This window comes from Bacillus cereus group sp. RP43, assembly GCF_040459645.1.
In the GTDB taxonomy this organism is placed as follows: Bacteria; Bacillota; Bacilli; order Bacillales; family Bacillaceae_G; genus Bacillus_A; species Bacillus_A mycoides_C.
The window spans coordinates 1,302,060-1,324,702 of the sequence record NZ_JARVHQ010000001.1; the positions used below are offsets into that span (position 1 = coordinate 1,302,060).

Below are 22,643 nucleotides of genomic sequence, written 5' to 3' on the forward strand. Positions count from 1 at the left end.
AGACTAGAATATTACAATGTATTTCCTCTATACTAAGGAAAGTATGAAGGAGGAAATGATGATGAAAAAACTTATTATGACGTTATTTATCGCGATGCTAGCACTGGCTGGCTGTAATACAAACAAAGAAGAACCGAAAAAAGAACAGAAACTTGAAGGTATAGACGTAGCGGTTCAAACGAATCCGAAAGAAATTAAACCTGGTGAAAAAACAGAAGTACAAGCACTTGTTACACAAGGAAAAGAAAGAGTAACGGATGCTGATGACGTAAAGTTTGAGATTTGGAAAGATGGCGACGAGAAACACGAGATGTTAGATGGTAAGCATAAAGGAAAAGGTGTTTATGCAGTAGAGAAAACATTTGAAACTGATGGAGTATATCATATTATTCCTCATACAAATGCACGTGATATACACGTTATGCCAGAACACAAAGTTGCTGTAGGGAATGCGAAAGTAGAAGATGCGAAAAAAGAAAGTGGTGATCATAGTGCAGGACACGGTGATCATAAAAGTGACACAATGATTCATCTTATGGCCGGTGACATAAAAGCAAATGCTGAAGCAACAATGAAAGTCCATTTAAAGCAAAAAGAAGAAGCGTTAACTGGTGCTGAAGTTCAACTTGAGATTTGGAAAGATGGTGTTGAAAAACACGAATTTATTCCAGCGAAAGAGGGGAATAAAGGAGAGTATGAAAGTAAACATACTTTCAAAGAGAATGGTGCTTATAAAGTGAAAGTTCATGTAAGAAAAGGCGAACTACATGAACATAAAGAAGAAACAGTAGAAGTAAAATAAAAAGCAGCTCTTTAGAGCTGCTTTTTATTTTTATATTAGGAAATATGTTATAAAATAATTAGCACTTCTTCGCAGAATGGATTACAATAGAAGTGTGAATAAAATAAGAAATTCTACGAAAATGTATTAAAAAGAAAGCGTAAACATGTTATGATATCAATATCAGATGTCTGACATCTGACTTAGAAAAAACTAGAAATGTTTTTCAGTCGTTTCAAGTAAAACGAAATAGGTTAGAGAATGATTTAAAGAAGTACTGTTTGACAATGAGAACGAAAGAGAATTCTTATGAATAACAGTTTCACTTTATAGCGTTTTGAACATACTACAAGAAGTAGAACTGAACTTATAGGAGGTCGCAGTTATGAATAAATATAAACGTATATTCCTAGTCGTAATGGACTCTGTAGGAATCGGTGAAGCACCTGATGCTGAACAATTTGGTGATTTAGGTTCTGACACAATTGGTCACATTGCTGAACATATGAATGGATTACAAATGCCAAACATGGTGAAATTAGGTCTTGGTAACATTCGTGAAATGAAAGGGATCTCAAAAGTAGAGAAGCCACTTGGATATTATACAAAAATGCAAGAGAAATCTACCGGTAAAGATACAATGACAGGTCACTGGGAAATTATGGGCCTTTACATTGATACACCATTCCAAGTATTCCCTGAAGGATTCCCGAAAGAATTACTTGATGAATTAGAAGAAAAAACAGGCCGTAAAATTATCGGTAATAAGCCAGCTTCTGGAACAGAAATTCTTGATGAGCTTGGTCAAGAGCAAATGGAAACAGGCTCTTTAATCGTTTACACTTCTGCTGATAGTGTATTACAAATTGCAGCACACGAAGAAGTAGTGCCACTTGATGAGTTATATAAAATTTGTAAAATTGCCCGTGAACTAACGTTAGATGAGAAGTACATGGTAGGACGTGTTATCGCGCGTCCATTCGTTGGAGAACCAGGGAAATTCACACGTACACCAAATCGTCATGACTATGCATTAAAACCATTTGGTCGCACAGTAATGAATGAATTAAAAGATAGTGACTACGATGTTATTGCTATCGGTAAAATTTCTGATATTTATGATGGCGAAGGGGTAACGGAATCACTTCGTACGAAGTCTAACATGGATGGAATGGATAAGCTTGTAGATACATTAAACATGGACTTTACAGGTCTTAGCTTCTTAAACTTAGTTGACTTTGATGCATTATTCGGTCACCGTCGTGATCCACAAGGATATGGAGAAGCTCTGCAAGAATATGATGCACGTCTTCCAGAAGTATTCGAAAAACTTAAAGAAGATGATTTATTATTAATTACAGCAGACCATGGTAATGATCCAGTACATCCTGGTACTGATCATACACGTGAATATGTACCGTTATTAGCATATAGCCCAAGCATGAAAGAAGGCGGACAAGAATTAGCACTTCGTCAAACATTTGCTGATATTGGTGCAACTGTAGCAGAAAACTTCGGTGTGAAAATGCCAGAATACGGAACAAGCTTCTTAAACGAGCTAAAGAAATAGGGGGATAAACAAATGAATCGTGAACTTATTACAAAATCAGCTTCATACTTAAAAGAGAAATTTCAAGAAACACCACAAGTAGGACTAATCCTTGGATCTGGACTAGGTGTATTAGCAGATGAAATCGAGAACGCAGTAACAGTGCCGTACAGCGAAATTCCTGAATTCCCAGTATCAACTGTAGAAGGACATGCAGGTCAACTAGTATTTGGTACACTTCAAGGTGTACCTGTAGTAGCAATGCAAGGACGTTTCCATTTCTACGAAGGATATGACATGCAAAAAGTAACATTCCCAGTTCGTGTTATGAAAGAACTAGGTGTAGAAACTGTTGTTGTAACGAACGCAGCTGGTGGTGTAAATACATCATTCGAGCCAGGCGATCTTATGTTAATTTCAGACCACATCAACTTCATGGGCACGAATCCATTAATCGGACCAAATGATTCTGAAATGGGCGTACGTTTCCCTGATATGTCTACATCATATACGCCAGAACTTCGTGAAATGGCGAAACAAGTTGCAGCAGACTTAAACATTAAAGTACAAGAAGGTGTATACGTTGGAATGACAGGTCCTGTATATGAAACACCAGCTGAAATTCGTATGCTTCGTACACTTGGCGGAGATGCAGTTGGTATGTCAACAGTACCTGAAGTAATTGTAGCGCGTCATGCGGGTATGAAAGTACTTGGTATTTCTTGTATTTCAAATATGGCAGCTGGTATTTTAGATCAACCACTTCACCACGATGAAGTAATTGAAACGACAGAACGTGTTAAAGCTAACTTCTTAGCATTAGTAAAAGCAATCGTAAAACAAATGAAGGGGTGACCTCACAATGAGAATGGTGGACCTAATTGCAAAAAAACGTGATGGACAAGCATTAACGACAGAAGAAATTAACTTTATTGTTGAAGGATATACAAATGGTGATATTCCTGATTATCAAGTAAGTTCACTTGCAATGGCAATTTTCTTCCAAGATATGAATGATCAAGAACGTGCAGATTTAACGATGGCAATGGTAAATAGCGGTGATACAATTGATTTATCAGCCATTGAAGGGGTAAAAGTAGATAAGCATTCAACAGGTGGTGTTGGTGATACAACGACACTTGTATTAGGTCCATTAGTAGCTGCTTTAGGTGTACCGGTAGCGAAAATGTCTGGACGTGGTTTAGGACATACTGGTGGTACAATTGATAAATTAGAAGCAGTTCCAGGATTCCATGTGGAAATTGAAAATGATGAATTCATGCGTCTTGTAAATGAAAATAAAATTGCTGTTATCGGTCAAAGTGGAAACTTAACACCCGCTGATAAAAAATTGTATGCACTTCGTGATGTAACGGCAACAGTAAACTCAATTCCGCTTATTGCAAGCTCGATTATGAGTAAAAAAATTGCTGCTGGTGCAGATGCAATTGTTCTTGATGTAAAAACTGGAGCAGGAGCATTTATGAAAACGGATGAAGATGCAAAACGTTTAGCTGAAGCAATGGTACGCATTGGTAATAACGTTGGTCGTAATACGATGGCGGTTATTTCTGATATGAGTCAGCCGCTTGGTGAAGCAATTGGTAACGCATTAGAAGTACAAGAAGCAATTGATACATTACAAGGTAAAGGACCGAAAGATTTAGAAGAGTTATGTTTAACGCTTGGAAGTCAGATGGTGTACCTTGCTGGACAAGCTTCATCTTTAGAAGATGCGCGTGAAAAGTTAATTGAAGTAATGAACAATGGTAAAGCGCTAGAATCATTTAAAACGTTCTTATCAGCGCAAGGCGGCGATGCATCTGTTGTTGATGATCCTTCTAAATTGCCACAAGCACAATTTAAAATTGAAGTAGAAGCGAAAGAAGACGGTTACGTATCGGAAATCGTTGCAGATGAAATCGGAACAGCAGCAATGCTTTTAGGAGCAGGGCGTGCAACGAAAGAGTCTGAAATTGATTTAGCAGTTGGTCTAATGCTTCGCAAAAAAGTAGGCGATAGCGTGAAAAAAGGTGACTCTCTTGTTACAATTTACGCGAACCGCGAAAATGTTGAAGATGTAAAAGCGAAAATTTATGAGAACATGAAAATCGCTAAAGACCACGTAGATGCACCAACTTTAGTGCACGGTATTGTAACGAAGTAATAAAAAAAAGCTGAGGAGATTTCTCCTTGGCTTTTTTTACTATTTTTTGTTTATAATAATAATGGGTGAAATTATGATTAGAATTTGTGCAATAACGAAAAAAAATGAAGTTTTATATGATGTGTCGCTAGAAGAAACGAAAAAAGAGAACATCGTATGGTATTGGCTTGATTTATATAAGCCGACGAAAGAGGAGTATACATATATTTTACAAGATCACTTCAAGTTCCATCCCCTTGCAATTGAAGATTGTGTAGAGTATGTACAGAGACCAAAGGTAGATTTTTATGATGGATATAACTTTTTAGTTCTTCATGCATTCGGAGAAGACGGATTAGAACCGCATGAAATCGATTTATTTATTAGTGATCGATATATAGTCTCTTTCCATTTCTCTCATAACAATGCGATTGAAAGAGTATGGAAAACGCTTGGTGAAAAGAAACGTATTAAGAAGAGTCCTTTGCATGTAGCACATACAATTATTGACCAAATTGTAGATGATTATTTCGCACCTGTTTATTACATCGAAGACCATTTAAATGCAATTGATGATAATTTAACGGGTGAGACGGCAGGAAGTGTGCTAGAAGAAGTATTTGATATTCGTGCTGATTTATCTAAGCTAAGGCGTACGATTATTCCGATGCGTGATTTACTGTATCGTATATTAAATTCAACACGTTTTTACGGTATAAGCGATCATGAAATTTATTTTAAAGATATACATGATCATTTGCTTAAACTGACAGAGATGATTGAAGCGAGCCGTGAATTAACAGCAGATATTCGAGATAGTTACTTTTCGTTGAATTCCCACCATATGAACAATATTATGAAAACATTAACTGTTTTCTCAACTATTTTCATGCCGTTAACATTTATTGCAGGGGTATACGGCATGAACTTCGCACATATGCCAGAGCTTGGCGGGAAGTATAGTTATTTTATTTGCTTAATTTTAATGGCGTTAATTGGCGGCGGAATGATGGCTTGGTTTTATAAAAAAGGTTGGTTTAAGTAAAAAAACACCGAGGATTTCCTCGGTGTTTTTTACTAGCCAATAGCGTGTAATACGAACATGGCTAAGAATAAGCATGTAATGATATACATGGATGGTGCGACTTCTTTACGCTTTCCAAGAGCAACTTTCAAGATAGGATAAGCAATAAATCCGAACGCAATGCCATCAGCGATACTATATGTGAGCGGAATCATAACGATAATTAAAAACGCTGGAAATCCTTCTGAAAAGTCGTTCAGAGGAATTTGTTGAATGCTTGTAATCATCAGACCGCCAATAATAATTAAGATTGGTGCAATGGCACTGTCAGGAATTATTTTGACAAACGGAAGTGCAAACAGTGATGCGAAGAATAACAACCCTGTAACGATAGACGTCAGACCTGTTTTTCCGCCTGCAGTAATACCTGCGGCACTCTCTACTGTTGAAACGGTAGGGCTTGTGCCAAATAGACCACATGTCATTGCTGAAATTGCATTTGCTTGGTAAGCACGTGGGAATTTACGGTCATCTTCTAATAAACCGTGCAGTAGTCCCATGTTCTCGAAAATAAGCACCATGCTTAAGGAGAATGTTGCAATCCAAAATGGTAAGGAAGAAAGTTTCCCAAATGACATAGCTCCAAACACATCGCCGTAATTAGCGAATGAAAACGAACTATTTCCCATTTGACTCGTATCAACAAGGCCAAACAGCCATGCAATACCAGTTCCAATTGCAATCGTCCATAAAAAGTTTCCACGTACGTTACGCACAAATAGCACAAGTGCCACAATAAGAGTAAGTAGTGTTGCAAGAACGACAGGACTACTTAATTTCCCCATTGCAACAGCGGTATTAGGATGCGAAACGACTAAACCACCTTTTTGCAAGCCGATGAAAGCTAAAAACAACCCGATACCGACAGTGATCGCTTCCTTTAATGACTTTGGAATCGATACCGAAAGCACGCGAGCAATTGGTGTAAAAGCAGCAATTGCAAAAATAATCCCGGCGATAAAAACAGCTGCCAATGCTTCTTGCCAAGTTAAACCGAGCGTATGCACAGCAGTGTACGTGAAGAATGCATTTACACCCATACCAGGGACAAGAATAGCAGGTGCATTTGCCCAAAATGCCATAAGTAGACATCCGACAAATGAACTAAAAACAGTTGCCAAAATTCCTGCTTCAAGAGGAATGCCGGCATCTGATAAGATTGACGCATTTACAATCATAATATAAACGATCGTGAAAAATGACGTGACTCCAGCTAAAACTTCTTGTTTTGGTGATGTTTGGTGTAAGTCTAATTTAAATGTTCTTTCAAGTATTCCTTTCATGTTAAACCTTCTTTTTCATATCCCTCTCCCACCCGTGATATCTCTTTCGTAAGAGCTCACCGTCCTTTATTATATCAGAACATCATGTTTTTACAACAAGGAAAATGATAACGTTTACTTATAAATGAAATTATTTATAAATACGTAAAAATCGCTCGTATTGTTGAAATGATTTCTAATTCTCCCGATTGAATGGGAGGGGCTGCTTGTGCATGTAAAGTAGCATAGGATGCAACCTCCCGTGGTAATTGGGCAGATTCTTCAACGAGTGAGAGGGGAACAGGATTAATGTTTAAATTGTATGTACTCGCAATAGCACGAGCTTTTTCTACTGCTTGGTGCAGAGCCTGAATGAGAGCTTGCTCATAATATTTATTTGGATGAGATATTCGAAAACGTAACCCTTTTGCTACGTTTGCACCATTCGAAACGGCTATATCATATACTTCCCCTGCTTTTTGCACATTTAAAACGGTAATTTCATACAAATGCTCTACACGGTATCCTTGTAGTAAGGCTTTATCATTTACATATTCGTATTGAGGAGTAATCGTATAAGAAATGGTTTCTATATCTTTATCGGCAATACCTAGCTGTTTGAGTGCATCAAGCAATTGTTTCGATTGTACTGCATTTTCTTCTTGCGCTTGTTTTACATTTTTACTATCTGTTCGAATGCCCAGTGTTAATATGACAACATTTGGTTTTGCCTTTATAATGCCTTCTCCTTGTACAGTAATAGTAGCTTCTTTACCAGTATTTGTCGTACGGATATTATGTAAATACGGATTCATTCCACTTTGCATTTATGCTCACCATCCTTTTTACATGTATATGTGTGAACAAAAAAGAAAATCGCATGAAAAAAGTTACATAAATGAGAATGTTGAGGGAAGAAAGCATATACAACATAGGTATTTATAGATTATAATATGTGTAAATATGATAAAAAAGGGACGAGGCTAGTGAACGAAAATAGAGAAACACTGATTTTAGATTTATCTGCATCATTTCGAAAGATGATACGTTTATTACAAAATGATATTAATACACGTTTTTCAGAGCATATGCCATATAATGAATTCTCTGTATTACGTGCGTTATTTTTAAAAAGTCCACAAATGGCTTCGCAAATTGCGAGTGAAGTAAACGTAACCTCTAGTCATATTACAGCTGTAACAGATCGTCTCGTACGAAAAGGGTTTGTTGAAAGAAAACGTTCAAATTCAGACCGTCGTATCGTATACTTAGAAATTACAGAAAACGGACGAGAAGTCACTGAAAAGCTTGAAGCTGTGCGTAAAGAATATTATAAAGAGAGATTTAAAGGTTGGAGCGACCAAGAGATAGAAATGGTTTTAGAACTATTTGGCCGCGTATTATAATAAATGAGGATAGGAAGCGATAGCTTTCCTATCCTTTTTCTTTTGAATAAAAATATTTTGAAACTCCGATACTTTAATTAAAAAGATCGGAGGAAAGATTATGAAATATATTGCTGCACTTACCATTTTACTTGGAAGTTTTTTCTGCTTTACTACATTCATGTACGCCGATACCCCTATCCAAGTGGTGCAAAAAGAAGTGAAGTACATTGAAAATGATAATACTGTCTTGTATTCGAAATTATGGGTTCGTTCTATGCAAAACGCAGTATTATTTCATCATAGTGATAATATTCGTAATCAGGACACTCTGCGTAATGTAACAAGTTCATCGCTCGTGAAAGCAAAGCACTTACCATTTAAGAAAGCATCTATGTACATTCCAAGATTATCGCAATACGTATCAAAAGCAGGAAAAGAAAATATTCAAGTGTACTACATTGCGGTACACTATAATGTGAAAAAAGAAAATGCATATCAGCTAAATGGCATGAACTATTTTCTGCAAGTATTTATGAAAGAGCAAGGGGAATGGAAAATTGCTGAAAGTGTAGTCGCACCGACAGAGCAAATTGTACAAAATGGTGATGGATTCGGGATGAAAGAAGAGATGGTGTATGGGGATAGGAGAGAGAATGTGAAATAGCCTCCTCTTAGCGAGGGGGCTATTTTATTTGAAATTCCAAGAGACTTTCCATTTTAATATTTTAGGTAGAAGGAAATAGGTAATTAAGCTAGCTACTAAAAATCCAATGTAAAAGCTGGGCAATGACTGTGCGCGGCTTAGTATTAAACCTCCAACGATTCCAACAAAGAAAATAGCACATGCTATAACTAACTTTTGTAACCTTGGATATAATAGATAGTTACCATTTCTTTCATTTACTGAACGAACATATAAATATATACCGAGTGGTAATAAAATAATTATATTTACAATAGGTCCAATTAATGTTTTTGTTGGTGGAATCTTTGTAAAGTTTGGTTCGTTATGACGTACTCCATTTTGATCGGTATAAGCGCTTTGTGGATCATAATTAAAGTTAATATTAAAATCTTCTGCTGGACTAGAAATACGTATGTTTTCCATCAAATCATGTATAAGACCATTGCCCTCATGAAATTCAGTGTTTGAGTGAACAGCAATGACTCCTGAGATAAGTGATGGAAGTATAACTGGGAACATTAATAGAGCTGCAGTAAGAAATCCTTGCGATATAATATTCCCAGCAATTGTTCCTATACATAAGGCAAGTGTATAAATAGCAATTAATACAATTAACATGTATATAAAATAACTATGAAAGGGGGAAAATACTTGATATTTATTATGAAAAGTTACCTTTTTCATAATAGCAAATAGTCCCCAGTTTAAAATGACAACAGCGGCAATATTACAGATTCCAAACAACCACTTTGTTATATAAAGGTGTGAACGTTTAAAGGGCATAGACCATAACAAGTCGCTAGAGTTATTTTGTCTTTCCCATCCAATTAACGTACAAGCTAGCACGATAAGCACACTACCTAACAGTATGACAGAGTTTATGAGTGTTAAATCAAAGTGATAATGATATACATAGTTCCATTTTTTATTGTCATTTAGAAATTGTTGCTGTTGAATAGAAGTCATATAGTAGTAATATGACAAAGTATAGAAGCTGACGAGCCAAAATAACCATACAGCATATTTACTTTGTTGATATGTTCTTAGCCATAGTGCTTTTTGAAACATAGGATCTCTCCTTTAAAAAACTTTATAATTTGTTAGGCGTGATAATACAACATAAGTAATGATTCCAGTTAGAAACAAACCGATATAGTAGCTAGGTAAGAAATTAAAATGATTTATTTTGTATCCGCCTAGTAATGCAAAGTAAATGGTTGTCCCCCATATCCATATTCGTAAATGCTTTTGGAAAATAAATATCTTTTGACCGTTTTCATTTGGCGATCGTGTATATAAATATGTCCCAAGTAGTAAATAAAATATCGTATAGAAAATAGGGACTAACATTGACTTGGCTGAATAATACATATGAGATGCTGGATTTCTTAAAGCAGTTGGATCGTTTTCCTGCTTTCGGTATTCTGGATCATAGTTATAATTAATAGAAAAGCGGTAAATTGGTGCAACTATATTTGTTTTTTGATTGATTTCATAAAGTTGTCGATATAAGTTTTCACTTTTTATATTTGCAGCGTATAAATGGTTTGTTGTAAAAGTGTATAGTAATGTAATAAATGTAACCCCCGCTAGTAACCACGGAATACAAAAAACAATCTGCGAAACAACGCTTCCAGTAAAAGTACCGATACATAAAGCAGCTGTATAAACTGCGACATAAGAAATAATTGCATAAAGAAAGTATCGGTGAAATGGACTAAATGATTGATAATCAAAATGAATAGTTGTTCTATAAATAACATACATAAGAATCCAATTTACAAGTAACGAGCTCACAATACAAACGGAACCGAAAGTCCATTTAGATAAGAAAACATCTTTTCTTTTAAATGGCATTGTCATAAGTAGTGTATTAGATTGATTGCTACGTTCCCATCCTATCAATAAGCAGGCTAAAGCAATGATAAGAACGGTTAACCAAAAACTATTACCTGCTCCTGAAGAAAAGGTATAAAAATAATAATAGTGTTTCCCTTTTTCTTGTAATTCGTAATACGCATCAAGTTGTTGCTGAGCACTTCTATAGTAGTCAAAAGGTAACAAGTAAAGCGAACTAAAGAAGAATAGTAACACAGCATATTTCCCACGTTTCCAATTCCACGTCCACAACGCCTTATGAAACATACCCATCCTCCTCTAGTGTCGTAACGAAGACATCTTCAAGTGACATTGTTAATTCTTCAATGAGTATAGGTTGTTCTTTATAAAACTTCTCCAGTGTTGTAGCCACATTTCCCTCAATTAAGATTGTATATACTTTTCCTGTTTGATTTAATATTTTAATATTGCTTAAGTTTTCTAGTTTTTGAGGTAATGAACGTTCGTAAGCAACTTGGATTTTAGCAAATCGTGATTTTGCATCGTCTAGTGATGTAATAGAAGATATAGTATGGCCTTTTAATATAATGATTGTATCTGCAATTTGTTCCACTTCATCTAAATGGTGAGTGGAGATGAAAAGGGTAATCTCTTTTTCTGCAACTTCTCCAACGAGAAACTGCAAAATCTGTCTTTTAACGATAGGATCAAGTCCGTTTGTCGGTTCATCTAAAATGATATATTCTGCTTTTGTAGCGAAAGCTAAAATGATCGCAAGCAGTGCTTTCATTCCTTTTGAGTAACTACGAATACGTTTGTTTGGTAAATTAAAACGTTCTAATATTTCATAAAAATATTGTTCATCAAATGCTGTATAAACGGCTTTATAAAACTTCACGATTTCCTTCACTGTATATCCGTTTAATATGTTAGTAGAATCTGGAACGTATACAACTTTTTGTTTAATTTCAGGATGCTTATGAACATCTGTATCCTCATATGTAACAGTTCCTTCATCGGGGTCTAAAATGCCGACCATCGTTCGTAATAAAGTTGTTTTTCCCGCACCGTTTCTTCCGAGTAATCCGATGATACTACCTTTTTGTAATGTGAAAGAAACATTGTCTAAAATCGTTTGATTATCAATTGTTTTCTTCAAGCTTGTCACTTTCAGCATCCGTATTTCCTCCAATCTCCTTGTAGTATGAATCTATCCAATAGTGAATTTTATCTTTCGTAATCCCAAGATAAGAGGCTTCTAGTAATAATTGATGAAATTGCTTTTCAACCATAGCGATTTTCCTTTCGTCTAATGTTGGGGTAATCGATTGGGCTACAAATGTTCCTTTTCCTCGTAATGTTTCAATAATCCCTTGTCGCTCTAATTCTTGATAGGCCTTACTTACTGTATTTGGATTTATAACGAGTAAAGAAGCGAGTTCGCGTACAGAAGGAAGTTTATCACTTGGAGCTAACATGTTTTTCAATACGAGTTCTTTTATATTTTGAACAATTTGTTCCCATATCGGAGTGTTGCTTCTTGGATCAAGTTGAATATGCAAGAGCAATGTCTCCTTTCTGACGTGTATTAAGTGTACTACTGTATGTAATACACTTAATACAATATAGGTAATGAATGTATTTGTCAACTGAAAATATTAGAAAAATATGGTATTAAAAAATAAAAAATTGGAAAAAATAGGTCTGATATAGAATGGAGGGTTAGTCATGAAGCGAGTTTTTGGAATACTTGTTTGTTTCATGTTATTGCTTTCTGGTACTTCAGTTAGTTTCGCACAATCTGAGAAGACGAAGCAGGAGAAAACAGAAGAAACAGCGCCGAAGTTAGCGGAACAAGCGTCGTCAGCAATTGTAATTGAACAAGATACAGGTAAAGTTTTGTTTGACAAAAATCCAAATGAGAAATTACCACCTGCTAGTATGACGAAGATTATGACAATGCTATTAATTATGGAACAAGTTGAAAAAGGAAAACTAAAACTGACCGATAAAGTTAGAGCAAGTGAGCATGCAGCTTCAATGGGTGGATCACAAATCTTTTTAGAGCCTGGAGAAGAGATGACTGTAAATGAAATGCTAAAGGGTATTGCTATTGCATCTGGAAATGATGCGTCGGTTGCAGTAGCGGAGCATATCGCCGGTTCAGAAGAAGGATTCGTAAATATGATGAACAAAAAAGCGAGAGATTTAGGACTGAAAAATACACATTTTCAAAACCCAACAGGTCTCCCGGCGAAAGATCATTATTCCACAGCGAATGATATGGCTATTATGGCGAAAGAATTGATGAAGTATCCACTTATTCGAAAATATACAGGTAAATATGAAGACTATTTACGTGAAAATACGGATAAGAAATTTTGGCTCGTTAATACGAATAAGCTAGTACGTTTTTATCCTGGAGTAGATGGAGTGAAAACGGGCTTTACGACGGAAGCGAAATATTGTTTAACAGCATCAGCTGAAAAAAATGGAATGCGTGTCATTTCAGTTGTTATGGGAGCACCTACTTCAAAAGAACGGAACAATCAAGTAACGAAGCTGCTTGACTATGCATTTGGTCAATATATGACAAAAAAATTGTATACACGAGGCGAAAAAATTAAGACTGTACAAGTAGGAAAAGGTAAAAAAGAAAAAGTAGATTTAGTTGCGTCAGACAATGTGTCTCTTCTTATGAAGAAGGGCGAAAACATGGACAAAGTAAAACAAGAAGTGATTGCAGAAAAGAAAGTGAAGGCACCGATTAAAAAAGGTGATGCACTCGGCACACTTGTTATTAAAAGAGATAAAGATGTTTTATTAAAACAAACAATTGTAGCGAAAGAAGATGTTGAGGCAGCTAGCTGGTGGGAGTTATTTAAACGAAGCTTTGGGATGTTTTCAACATCAAAATAGCGGTGAGAATTTTGCCGCTTTCTGTTCGTATTTACAGGGATAATTGCTGAAAGGTTTCACTTTATGACGAAATAGTTCTTCTTTTGTCAGTAGGAAGGATTCTTATTTTATATCACGAAAATCTTATGTTAAAGAGTAAAGTTTGAGCATAAGGAGGAAATCGTGTGAGTCTTTCCATGCATTTAGAAGTAAAACGTGACGTCTTATGTGTGAGGCTAGAGGGTGAATTAGATCATCATACTGCTGAAGAGTTGCGAACGAAAGTCACAGATATGATTGAGACACATGGTGTTCATCATATTGTTTTGAGCCTAGAGAACTTAACATTTATGGATAGTTCTGGTTTAGGCGTTATATTAGGCCGATATAAACATGTAAAGGGATTAGGTGGAGAAATGGTTGTCTGTGCAATTTCACCGCCTGTTAAACGTTTATTTGAAATGTCAGGTCTATTCAAAATTGTTCGTTTAGAAGAAAGTGAAGCGCATGCGCTCGCGACGTTGGGGGTGGCATAAATGAGAAATGAAATGAACCTTCAATTTTCAGCGTTAAGTCAGAATGAATCATTCGCTCGTGTTACGGTAGCTGCTTTTATTGCGCAATTAGACCCGACGATGGAAGAACTAACAGAGATTAAAACAGTTGTGTCAGAAGCGGTTACAAATGCAATTATTCATGGGTATGAAGGAAATGCAGAAGGTGTTGTTTATATTTCAGTGATTTTGGAAGAGGCAATGGTGAAACTCACGATTCGAGATGAAGGGATTGGTATCTTTAACTTAGATGAAGCAAGACAACCCCTTTTTACAACTAAACCTGAATTAGAGCGTTCCGGAATGGGATTTACTATCATGGAAAATTTTATGGATGAAGTAGAGGTTATTTCAAACGAATCTTTCGGGACAACAATCCATTTGACAAAATACTTATCAAATAGTAACGCTCTATGCAATTAAGGAGAATAGCCAATGGACATAGAGGTCAGAAATGAGAAGAAGAAACCTCAGTTAAAGGACCACGAGCTAAAAGCGTTAATTCAAAAAAGTCAAGATGGAGATCAACAAGCGAGAGATACAATCGTTCAAAGTAATATGCGTCTCGTATGGTCGGTTGTGCAGCGATTTCTTAATCGAGGATACGAACCAGATGATTTATTTCAAATTGGATGTATTGGACTCTTAAAATCGGTAGATAAATTTGATTTATCTTTCGACGTGAAATTTTCAACATATGCAGTTCCAATGATTATCGGTGAAATACAACGATTTTTACGTGACGATGGATCAGTAAAAGTAAGTAGATCTTTAAAAGAAACAGGAAACAAAGTCCGAAAGATGAGAGACGAGCTTTCGAAAGAATTTGGAAGGGCTCCAACGATTAATGAGGTAGCAGAGGCTCTTGAACTAACGCCAGAAGAAGTTGTTCTGGCGCAAGAAGCGAGTCGCGCTCCTTCATCGATACATGAAACTGTGTATGAAAACGATGGGGATCCAATTACTATTTTAGATCAAATTGCAGATCAATCGGAAACGAAATGGTTTGATAAAATTGCGTTAAAAGAAGCAATCAGAGAACTGGATGAACGAGAACGGCTAATTGTATATTTGCGCTATTATAAAGACCAAACCCAATCAGAAGTAGCGGAGCGTATAGGCATTTCGCAAGTACAAGTTTCAAGACTTGAAAAGAAAATATTAAAACAAATGAAAGATCGAATAGATGAATAGCTATCTATTCGATTTTTTTTGTTGTAACGTATGGTTGGTCGATAGCGGCAGCATTCCTTCTAGTCGCGCTAGTTATTGGTCTGAAAAAATGGAATGCACAAATACATTCAGATTCTGCCCAGCTTGAAAAAGAATGGAAGGACCGAGGTGTTTCATGATGAGTGGATCAGCGATCATGATGATGGTTATTGGTATTGTAGTCATTTGGGGAGGGCTCGCATTAAGTATCGCAAATTTATTTAAGAAAAAGGCATAAACTAAAAACATCTGTACCGAAACGGTACAGATGTTTTTTTATGAAAAAATTGTATTAGAAAAAAATTCAATAACCATACTACAACTACGAGGAAGAGGTGAATGAAAATTGGAAGGAACAATTTATATTAAAATGCGCAATCGTTTAAAAGTTTCTCCTACGTATGAAGTAAAGCTGAGCGATGTTGCTCAACTTGCAGGAGATTCTTTTGTAGTTGAGTCGTTACAAAATGAGATAGTTTACAACATAACAGCACATGATAAGACGCATGTTGTAATTGATGTCATGAAAGTAATTGAGATTATTCAACAAAAAGCATCTCATGTACAAATTAATTTACTGGGTTCTGGACAAACTCTTGTTGAAATTATATATGAAAAAAAGAAAGTGCATCCGGTTTTCTTTGGACTTGTATGGTTGTTGCTTTTCATTGGAGCGGCCCTTGCGATAATTTATTTCCATGAGGATGTAAGTATGCAACAAGTACATCAACGGTTATATTACATGATTACTGGAGAGTTTAAGGAGCAACCACTATTATTTCAAGTTCCATATTCAGTAGGTCTTGGATTAGGTATGGTTTTATTTTTTAATCATGTATTTCAAAAGCGAATTAATGAAGAGCCTAGTCCGTTAGAAGTTGAGATGTTTCAATATCAACAGTCGCTTGATCAATATGTAATTGTTAATGAAAACAAGGATAACACGAAACAGCTTGCCGATGATTGAATGTGGGTTTGTTATATTAATTGGTTTAGCTGGCGGGATTGCAGTAGGTAGCGGATATGTTGCCTTTTTAGCTGTTCTCGGTATTATCCCGCGCTTAGCTCAATTAACGAGAAGTGGAAAGCATATTCAATATTTTGAGTGGGCTGTCATTGCGGGTACTTTAACTGGGGCTTGGTGTAGTTTGAAAAACATTACATTTCAAACATCGCAATATTGGCTTGTAATATTAGGGGTATTTTGTGGCACATTCATTGGAATGCTTGCTGCGGCATTAACAGAAGTATTAAATGTTTTACCTATTTTAGCGAAACGAGTCGGGGTAGAGGGGAAAATTGTTGTTTTACTCGTTGCTCTTGTACTTGGAAAAGTAATAGGCTCATTGTTTCACTGGATTTATTTCGTAAAGTAGGAGGCAATATATATGACAAGGCGAAAACTGAAAGATGATTACATAAATAAAGTGAAGGAGTACCATCCAAAGCCAAACTATTTGCTAAATTGTGTGAAGGCATTTCTTGTAGGTGGGCTCATTTGTACAGTCGGAGAAATATTGATGAAATTTTATATACATTATTTTCACTTTAGTGAACAAGAGGCAGGAAATCCGACAGTTGCAACGCTTGTTTTATTGTCGGCGATTTTAACAGGGTGTGGTGTATATGATAAAATCGGGCAGTTTTCTGGAGCGGGATCAGCAGTACCAGTTACTGGATTTGCGAATTCTATGGCGAGTGCCGCGCTAGAACATAGGAGTGAAGGAGTTGTTCTCGGAATTGCTACTAACATGTTTAAGCTTGCAGGAAGTGTCATTGTATTTGGAGTCGTCGGTGCATATATTATCGGGTTAATAAGATATACATTTCAAATTTTAACGTCTTAAAGGAGGGATAGGTATGAGATTGACAGGGAAACAAACGTGGGTATTTCAAAATGATATCTTCGTGAATGCAACTGGTACTGCTGTCGGTCCGAAAGAAGCTGAAGGCCCTCTTGGAAAGGATTTTGATATTTCATATTCTGACTTACATTGCGGAGAGGAAAACTGGGAACTTGCTGAACGAAGGTTAATGTCAGACTCGATTCAACAAGCGATGCAAAAAGGGAATATAAAAAAATCACAAATTGATTTCTTTTTAGCGGGAGATTTATTAAACCAAACAGTGACAGCAAATTACGTTGCTCGTGAGTATGGTATTCCTTTTTTAGGGATGTTCAGCGCTTGTGCGACGTCAATGGAAACTTTGGCGATTGGATCAGCTTTTATAGATGGTGGATTTGCGAATCGTATTTTAGCTACAGTAAGTAGTCATAATGCGACGGCTGAAAGACAATTTCGTTCCCCAACAGAATACGGAGGACAAAAGCCAGGGACAGCAAACTCAACTGTTACTGGAGCAGGGTCAATATTGATTAGCAATGAAGAGAGTGCAATTAAAATAACAGCAGCAACAATCGGCAAAGTACAGGATTTAGGAATTGCGAATCCTTTAGATATGGGATCAGCAATGGCGCCAGCTGCTGCTCATACAATTCAACAGCATTTTGAAGATTTGAGAAGAAGTGCAGCTGATTATGATCTTATTGTTACTGGTGATTTATCAGCTGTTGGTACACCAATTACGAAACAACTTTTACTTGAGGAAGGGTATGATTTGGGGAATGTATACAACGATTGTGGGTTAATGATTTACAATTCAAATCAAGAAGAAGTGTTTGCAGGGGGCAGTGGTTGTGCCTGTTCAGCTGTTGTAACATACGGCCATTTATTGCGTGAAATGCAAAAAGGGAACTTACAACGGATTTTTGTCGTTGCAACTGGAGCTTTATTAAGCCCGGTGATGATGCAGCAAAAGGAAACGATTCCAACGATTGCGCATGGTGTTGTGTTTGAAAGAGTTAAAGGAGAGTGAATTGTGGATTTTATATATGCATTTCTTGTAGGAGGAGCTATTTGTGTAATTGGACAAGTGTTGCTAGATTTCGCAAAGTTAACACCGGCACATTTAATGGCAACTTTTGTAGTCGCCGGAGCTATTTTAGACGGATTCGGATTGTACGATAAGCTTATAAAATTTGCAGGTGCTGGGGCAACAGTCCCTATTACAAGTTTTGGACATTCACTATTACACGGGGCAATGCATGCGGCAGAAAAACATGGATATTTAGGAATTGGAATCGGTATGTTTAGCTTAACGTCTGCGGGGATTTCCGCAGCGATATTATTTTCATTTTTTGTTGCACTTATATGTAAACCGAAAGGATAAATCAAATGAGACGAAGGGTTGTTTTGGTCACAGATGGAGATGAATATGCAAAGCGGACAATTGAGCTGTTAACAAAGGAATTTGGGGGAAGGTGTATTTCAGCATCGCAAAGTAATCCGACCAAATTGACAGGGAAGAAAGTTGTTGAGCTTATTATGCAAACGCCATATGACCCTGTATTTGTCATGTTTGATGACAGCGGATTTATAGGAGAAGGACCTGGTGAAAAGGCGTTAAAGTATGTCGCAACACATAAACAAGTGGATGTACTGGGTATTTTAGCAGTAGCATCTAATACACATCATTGGGAATGGGCGCGTGTAGATGTAAGTGTAGATCGGAATGGGAATTTGACGGAATACGGCGTTGATAAATTTGGACTCCCAGATGGTGAAATTGGCAGGATTAGTGGGGATACGATTTATTGTTTAGATGGGCTGAATGTTCCTGTCATTGTGGGGGTCGGTGATATTGGCAAGATGTGCGGAAATGATGAATGGGAGAGAGGATCACCTATTACTAGAAAAGCAATTCAATTAATTTTGGAAAGGAGTGGGTTTTATGACGAAGCCTAAAAAAGTGAGTATCCCGATTTCATCTTTTTTAAGTGATAATGAAAATTATTTAAAGCAAACAGTTGGACTGGGTGTTACATACGATGTTGGTATTCGTAAATTTCAAATTTTAAATAAAGAAATTGGTGTGTTATTTGTAAATGGACTTTGTGATACGAATTATATTATCCCTATTTTAGAAGAAGCGGTGGACACAAATGAAATAAGGGATGTAGAAGAAGATACAGTAAAGCTTTTAGAGAATCGTTTAATTCATCAACAAGTAAGTAAAGTAAAAACGATGGATGAGGTAATGCTCCAAGTATTATCAGGACTTATTGTTATATTTGTAGAAGGTGAAACGGAAGCATTCGCAATAGATGTTCGTAGTTATCCTGGCCGGACACCGACAGAACCAGATACAGAAAAGGTAGTACGTGGTGCAAGAGATGGCTTTGTTGAAAATATCGTTGTAAATACAGCGTTAATTCGTAGAAGGATACGCGACCCGCGTCTTCGAAACGAAATGATTCGAGTAGGGGATAGATCGCAAACGGATATTTGTATTACATATGTACAAGATGTTGCAAACCCGGATTTAGTGAAGATTATAAAACAAGAATTAAATAGCATTGAAGTAGATGGGATTACGATGGCGGATAAAACGGTAGAAGAATTTGTAGTCAAACAAGGTTATAATCCATTCCCGCTTATTCGATACACAGAAAGACCAGATGTAGCAGCAAATCATCTGTTAGAAGGACATGTGTTAGTACTCGTTGATACATCGCCAAGTGCTATGATCACTCCAACAACATATTTCCACCATTTACAACATGCAGAAGAGTTTAGACAAAATCCAGCTGTAGGTACATTTTTACGTTGGGTACGTTTTTTAGGTGTTATATTTTCACTGTTCTTACTGCCATTTTGGTTAGTTTTTGTTTTTGATCCAACTCTTTTACCGGAAAGTCTAGCTTTCATTGGACCGAATAAGATGACGCATTTACCAATTTTATTACAAATTTTGATGGCTGAAATCGGACTCGAATTTTTAAGGATGGCTGCCATTCATACACCGACATCATTGTCGTCTGCAGCAGGATTAATTTCTGCTATATTAATTGGTCAAATTGCAATTGATGTAGGTTTGTTTGTACCAGAAGTTATTTTATACGTAGCAGTTTCTATGATTGGTGCATATGCTACGCCGAGTTATGAGTTAGGGCTTGGGAATAAGATTGGAAAATTGTTTGTAATTATTTTAACAGGCATATTTCATGAAATGGGATTTGTAATTGGAATGACGATATTGATTCTATTTTTAACATCTATAAAAAGCTTACAAACACCGTATTTATGGCCGTTTTTACCGTTTGATTGGGGTGCGTTAACGAAAATTTTACTTCGTCCAACTATGTCTAGTTTAAAGGTTCGTCCAAGTATTGTAAGACCTCAAAATGTGCGAAGACAAAAATAAGCGGGATTATGCTCCCGCTTATTTTTTATTGAAAATTTATTGTTTTTTTAACAAAAATCAAACATTTTTTTTGTACAATTAGAGTAGATATTGTGTATGAAAGGGGAAGAGGACATGATTAAATTATTTGTAAGTGATTTAGATGATACGCTCGTTTACAATGTGAATCATATGCAAAAAGAAGATGAACGAGCGCTTTGTTGGCTAGCTGAAAAAGGGACAAATATTTGTTTTGCCTCTGGCCGTTTTACTCACCGAATTGATGAGGCGGTAAAAAGGTTTTCGTTCCCGTATTACACAACTAGTTTAAATGGAGCGACAATGATACTACCGGATGGAAAAGTATTTCATGAATCGAGTTTTGAAGATGGGGTTGCCCAGGAAATATATCGATATATACATAAAAAGGGACTAGCAGATATTGTTTGTGCAAATGAGCAGCGATATACAAAAAGAAAGAATGAACATCATCATACTTTTGAAGAGTATATGGGAGTGCATATTGCTGAAATCGAAGAATTAGAAGAGGAATTTGGGAAGACGGTACATCCTGCGAAATTATTTGTTTTTGGAGAAGAAGAAAAAATAGTAGCATTAGATCAAGAGTTGCGAGATACATTTCAGAGCGAAGCGGAAGTTTTTATATCGGGTAAGCGCTATGTTGACATTATGCCAAGAGGTGTAAGTAAAGGAAGGGCTCTGAAGCGATTAATGGAACATTTACAAATTGAAGCAAATGAAGTTGCATGTATTGGAGATTCTTTCAATGATATTTCTATGTTTGAAGTAACCCCACACTCCTTCACCCTTCATCATGCTCATCCGTATGTGAAGGAGAAAGCAAATCATGTTGTTCGTTCGGTTGAAGAAGCTATTATGAAATTACCGTTACTTGTATAAAAAAGAAGCTCGTCACTGGCGAGCTTCTTTTTTACTTGAATAAAGATTTAACGAAATCAATGATACTAGAGAAGAAATCTTTTACTTTATCTAGGAAACTTTGTCCTTCTTCAGATCCTAAGAAGGCAGACACATGGTCTTTTGCTTTATCTAATTGGCTACCAACTTGGTTCCAATCGATATTAAGATTTTTCATTTTATCAAATAACGCTACTAAGTTATCTAACTGTTCATCTGTTAATGTAATGCCAAGTTGATCAGCAATTTTTTTAATTAATGAGCGTAAATCTTCAGTTGTTTTTGGCTGTTCTTTTGCAATTTCTTCTTTAATTTTTGCAACAAGTTGAACTGCTTTTTCTTCACCGATTTTATCACCAAGTTTTGCTGTTTGCACCATTTCTTCATTGGCTACTTTTTTAACATCTTCTGGAATTTCTTTGTTCGATGTTGTTTCATAGGCCTTCATTAAACCTGTTAAAGCAGCAGTTCCGGAAACTTTAAATGGTGCAGTAATTTGAATCTCTGCATCTTTCACACCTGCTGTAATAAGTGCATTTGTGTACATTGCATCTGTTATCGAATTAATGTTTTTTGAGCGTACAATGAGACCTGACCCTGGTTTTGTGTATGTAATCATAGAAGAGGAAATTGCTCTTGTACCAATTTGTGATTTTGGAACAATTCCTTCTAGAAATTTATGTTCTTCCGCATTAGACACAGTGATAATTGTAGCATCTTTTGGTGCTTTCATTTCTTTTAACAGCTCTTGTTTTTGTTGTTCAGATAAGTTTTCTCCTAGTGTAACAATTGATTCTCCCTCAATGATGTCTGCAAATGAAGCTGTTGGCATAATAAATACGGCTACAGCTAATAGCAGAGCTAGTAATTTCGCTTTCACGAAAAATCGCTCCCTTTCTCTTTCTAAAATTTTCGGGCAACACAGTTATTATAGTATATTTTTAAAATTTGTCACCTAGCTTTTTCCACATTTCGAAAAAGAAGTATGCAGATTGTCGGATTCTTTTTGTTTCTCGTCATGAATATGTTAATATAGTGCTGAGATAGTTGAAAGGAGACATA

At 36.3% G+C, this 22,643-nt stretch carries 27 protein-coding genes; 20 read left to right on the forward strand and 7 right to left on the reverse strand.

Annotated features, from left to right (window positions below; genetic code table 11):
* Positions 1-58 precede the first annotated feature (58 nt).
* The 5 genes from QCI75_RS06895 to corA all read left to right on the forward strand — a co-directional run bounded on the left by QCI75_RS06895 (position 59) and on the right by corA (position 5,521).
* Entirely contained in the window at positions 59-802 is a 744-nt protein-coding gene (locus tag QCI75_RS06895) for a FixH family protein (protein ID WP_144504375.1), read from the forward strand.
* Positions 803-1,166: 364 nt separating this feature from the next.
* Entirely contained in the window at positions 1,167-2,351 is a 1,185-nt protein-coding gene (gene deoB / locus QCI75_RS06900) for a phosphopentomutase (RefSeq protein ID WP_001046076.1), read from the forward strand.
* A 12-nt stretch (positions 2,352-2,363) separates the two neighbouring features.
* Positions 2,364-3,185: a purine-nucleoside phosphorylase gene (locus QCI75_RS06905; RefSeq protein ID WP_001078440.1), complete on the forward strand. Its 822-nt coding sequence runs from the start codon at positions 2,364-2,366 to the stop codon at positions 3,183-3,185.
* Between the two features lie 7 nt (positions 3,186-3,192).
* Positions 3,193-4,497, forward strand: a complete 1,305-nt coding sequence (locus tag QCI75_RS06910) for a pyrimidine-nucleoside phosphorylase (protein ID WP_098498747.1) — start codon at positions 3,193-3,195, stop codon at positions 4,495-4,497.
* A gap of 61 nt (positions 4,498-4,558) precedes the next feature.
* On the forward strand, positions 4,559-5,521 hold the full coding sequence (gene corA, locus QCI75_RS06915) for a magnesium/cobalt transporter CorA (RefSeq protein WP_142344611.1): 963 nt from the start codon (positions 4,559-4,561) through the stop codon (positions 5,519-5,521).
* Between the two features lie 32 nt (positions 5,522-5,553).
* On the opposite strand, the gene QCI75_RS06920 is transcribed toward corA, so the two are convergent.
* Together QCI75_RS06920 and QCI75_RS06925 are read right to left on the reverse strand one after the other, a co-directional pair.
* The gene (locus tag QCI75_RS06920; protein ID WP_060749665.1) at positions 5,554-6,843 is read right to left on the reverse strand and encodes an NCS2 family permease; all 1,290 of its coding nucleotides are present in this window, start codon (positions 6,841-6,843) and stop codon (positions 5,554-5,556) included.
* A gap of 134 nt (positions 6,844-6,977) precedes the next feature.
* Positions 6,978-7,649: an SIMPL domain-containing protein gene (locus QCI75_RS06925; RefSeq protein WP_001190569.1), complete on the reverse strand. Its 672-nt coding sequence runs from the start codon at positions 7,647-7,649 to the stop codon at positions 6,978-6,980.
* Between the two features lie 159 nt (positions 7,650-7,808).
* On the opposite strand from QCI75_RS06925, the gene QCI75_RS06930 reads away from it, so the two are divergent.
* Together QCI75_RS06930 and QCI75_RS06935 are read left to right on the forward strand one after the other, a co-directional pair.
* Positions 7,809-8,228 (forward strand): MarR family winged helix-turn-helix transcriptional regulator, encoded by a 420-nt coding sequence (locus tag QCI75_RS06930; protein WP_001004995.1) that lies wholly within the window; start codon positions 7,809-7,811, stop codon positions 8,226-8,228.
* A gap of 100 nt (positions 8,229-8,328) precedes the next feature.
* Positions 8,329-8,874 carry a hypothetical protein gene (locus QCI75_RS06935; RefSeq protein WP_098776628.1) on the forward strand — a complete coding sequence of 182 codons (546 nt, stop codon included), beginning with the start codon at positions 8,329-8,331 and terminating at the stop codon, positions 8,872-8,874.
* A gap of 24 nt (positions 8,875-8,898) precedes the next feature.
* On the opposite strand, the gene QCI75_RS06940 is transcribed toward QCI75_RS06935, so the two are convergent.
* From QCI75_RS06940 to QCI75_RS06955, 4 genes are read right to left on the reverse strand one after another with little or no spacing between them, the layout of a single operon-like run.
* Positions 8,899-9,963: an ABC transporter permease subunit gene (locus QCI75_RS06940; protein WP_353760130.1), complete on the reverse strand. Its 1,065-nt coding sequence runs from the start codon at positions 9,961-9,963 to the stop codon at positions 8,899-8,901.
* Between the two features lie 12 nt (positions 9,964-9,975).
* The gene (locus QCI75_RS06945) at positions 9,976-11,040 is read right to left on the reverse strand and encodes an ABC transporter permease subunit (protein ID WP_353760131.1); all 1,065 of its coding nucleotides are present in this window, start codon (positions 11,038-11,040) and stop codon (positions 9,976-9,978) included.
* Positions 11,030-11,911 carry an ABC transporter ATP-binding protein gene (locus QCI75_RS06950; protein ID WP_353760133.1) on the reverse strand — a complete coding sequence of 294 codons (882 nt, stop codon included), beginning with the start codon at positions 11,909-11,911 and terminating at the stop codon, positions 11,030-11,032. Before QCI75_RS06950 ends, QCI75_RS06945 begins: the two co-directional genes overlap by 11 nt.
* A complete protein-coding gene (locus QCI75_RS06955; protein WP_353760135.1) occupies positions 11,877-12,296 on the reverse strand; it encodes a GntR family transcriptional regulator in 420 nt (139 codons plus the stop codon). Before QCI75_RS06955 ends, QCI75_RS06950 begins: the two co-directional genes overlap by 35 nt.
* 166 nt (positions 12,297-12,462) lie before the next feature.
* Here QCI75_RS06955 and dacF point away from each other — a divergent pair, with 166 nt between their 5' ends.
* The 13 genes from dacF (at position 12,463) to QCI75_RS07020 (ending at position 21,563) form a co-directional block, all read left to right on the forward strand.
* Positions 12,463-13,653 carry a serine-type D-Ala-D-Ala carboxypeptidase DacF gene (gene dacF / locus QCI75_RS06960; RefSeq protein WP_353760136.1) on the forward strand — a complete coding sequence of 397 codons (1,191 nt, stop codon included), beginning with the start codon at positions 12,463-12,465 and terminating at the stop codon, positions 13,651-13,653.
* Between the two features lie 164 nt (positions 13,654-13,817).
* Positions 13,818-14,168 (forward strand): anti-sigma F factor antagonist, encoded by a 351-nt coding sequence (gene spoIIAA, locus QCI75_RS06965; RefSeq protein WP_002088460.1) that lies wholly within the window; start codon positions 13,818-13,820, stop codon positions 14,166-14,168.
* Entirely contained in the window at positions 14,169-14,609 is a 441-nt protein-coding gene (gene spoIIAB, locus QCI75_RS06970) for an anti-sigma F factor (RefSeq protein ID WP_001243400.1), read from the forward strand.
* A 12-nt stretch (positions 14,610-14,621) separates the two neighbouring features.
* The gene (gene sigF, locus QCI75_RS06975) at positions 14,622-15,380 is read left to right on the forward strand and encodes an RNA polymerase sporulation sigma factor SigF (RefSeq protein WP_002111619.1); all 759 of its coding nucleotides are present in this window, start codon (positions 14,622-14,624) and stop codon (positions 15,378-15,380) included.
* Between the two features lie 157 nt (positions 15,381-15,537).
* Positions 15,538-15,636 (forward strand): methionine/alanine import family NSS transporter small subunit, encoded by a 99-nt coding sequence (locus QCI75_RS06980; RefSeq protein ID WP_000016826.1) that lies wholly within the window; start codon positions 15,538-15,540, stop codon positions 15,634-15,636.
* Positions 15,637-15,744: 108 nt separating this feature from the next.
* Positions 15,745-16,365 (forward strand): stage V sporulation protein AA, encoded by a 621-nt coding sequence (locus QCI75_RS06985; RefSeq protein WP_098776635.1) that lies wholly within the window; start codon positions 15,745-15,747, stop codon positions 16,363-16,365.
* The gene (gene spoVAB / locus QCI75_RS06990) at positions 16,358-16,774 is read left to right on the forward strand and encodes a stage V sporulation protein SpoVAB (RefSeq protein WP_353760138.1); all 417 of its coding nucleotides are present in this window, start codon (positions 16,358-16,360) and stop codon (positions 16,772-16,774) included. The genes QCI75_RS06985 and spoVAB overlap by 8 nt, the downstream gene beginning before the upstream one ends.
* A 12-nt stretch (positions 16,775-16,786) precedes the next feature.
* A complete protein-coding gene (gene spoVAC, locus QCI75_RS06995) occupies positions 16,787-17,245 on the forward strand; it encodes a stage V sporulation protein AC (protein ID WP_144504367.1) in 459 nt (152 codons plus the stop codon).
* Between the two features lie 13 nt (positions 17,246-17,258).
* On the forward strand, positions 17,259-18,275 hold the full coding sequence (gene spoVAD, locus QCI75_RS07000; protein WP_144504365.1) for a stage V sporulation protein AD: 1,017 nt from the start codon (positions 17,259-17,261) through the stop codon (positions 18,273-18,275).
* 3 nt (positions 18,276-18,278) lie between these two features.
* On the forward strand, positions 18,279-18,629 hold the full coding sequence (spoVAE, locus tag QCI75_RS07005; protein ID WP_002014916.1) for a stage V sporulation protein AE: 351 nt from the start codon (positions 18,279-18,281) through the stop codon (positions 18,627-18,629).
* A gap of 5 nt (positions 18,630-18,634) precedes the next feature.
* Positions 18,635-19,204 carry a stage V sporulation protein SpoVABEA gene (gene spoVAEA / locus QCI75_RS07010; protein WP_002138193.1) on the forward strand — a complete coding sequence of 190 codons (570 nt, stop codon included), beginning with the start codon at positions 18,635-18,637 and terminating at the stop codon, positions 19,202-19,204.
* A complete protein-coding gene (gene spoVAF / locus QCI75_RS07015) occupies positions 19,191-20,663 on the forward strand; it encodes a spore germination protein SpoVAF (RefSeq protein ID WP_144504363.1) in 1,473 nt (490 codons plus the stop codon). Before spoVAEA ends, spoVAF begins: the two co-directional genes overlap by 14 nt.
* Positions 20,664-20,759: 96 nt before the next feature.
* Positions 20,760-21,563, forward strand: a complete 804-nt coding sequence (locus QCI75_RS07020; protein ID WP_144504361.1) for a Cof-type HAD-IIB family hydrolase — start codon at positions 20,760-20,762, stop codon at positions 21,561-21,563.
* A 31-nt stretch (positions 21,564-21,594) separates the two neighbouring features.
* On the opposite strand, the gene QCI75_RS07025 is transcribed toward QCI75_RS07020, so the two are convergent.
* Positions 21,595-22,461, reverse strand: coding sequence for a DUF1002 domain-containing protein (locus QCI75_RS07025; protein WP_070144735.1), 867 nt, complete (start codon positions 22,459-22,461; stop codon positions 21,595-21,597).
* Positions 22,462-22,643: the final 182 nt, after the last annotated feature.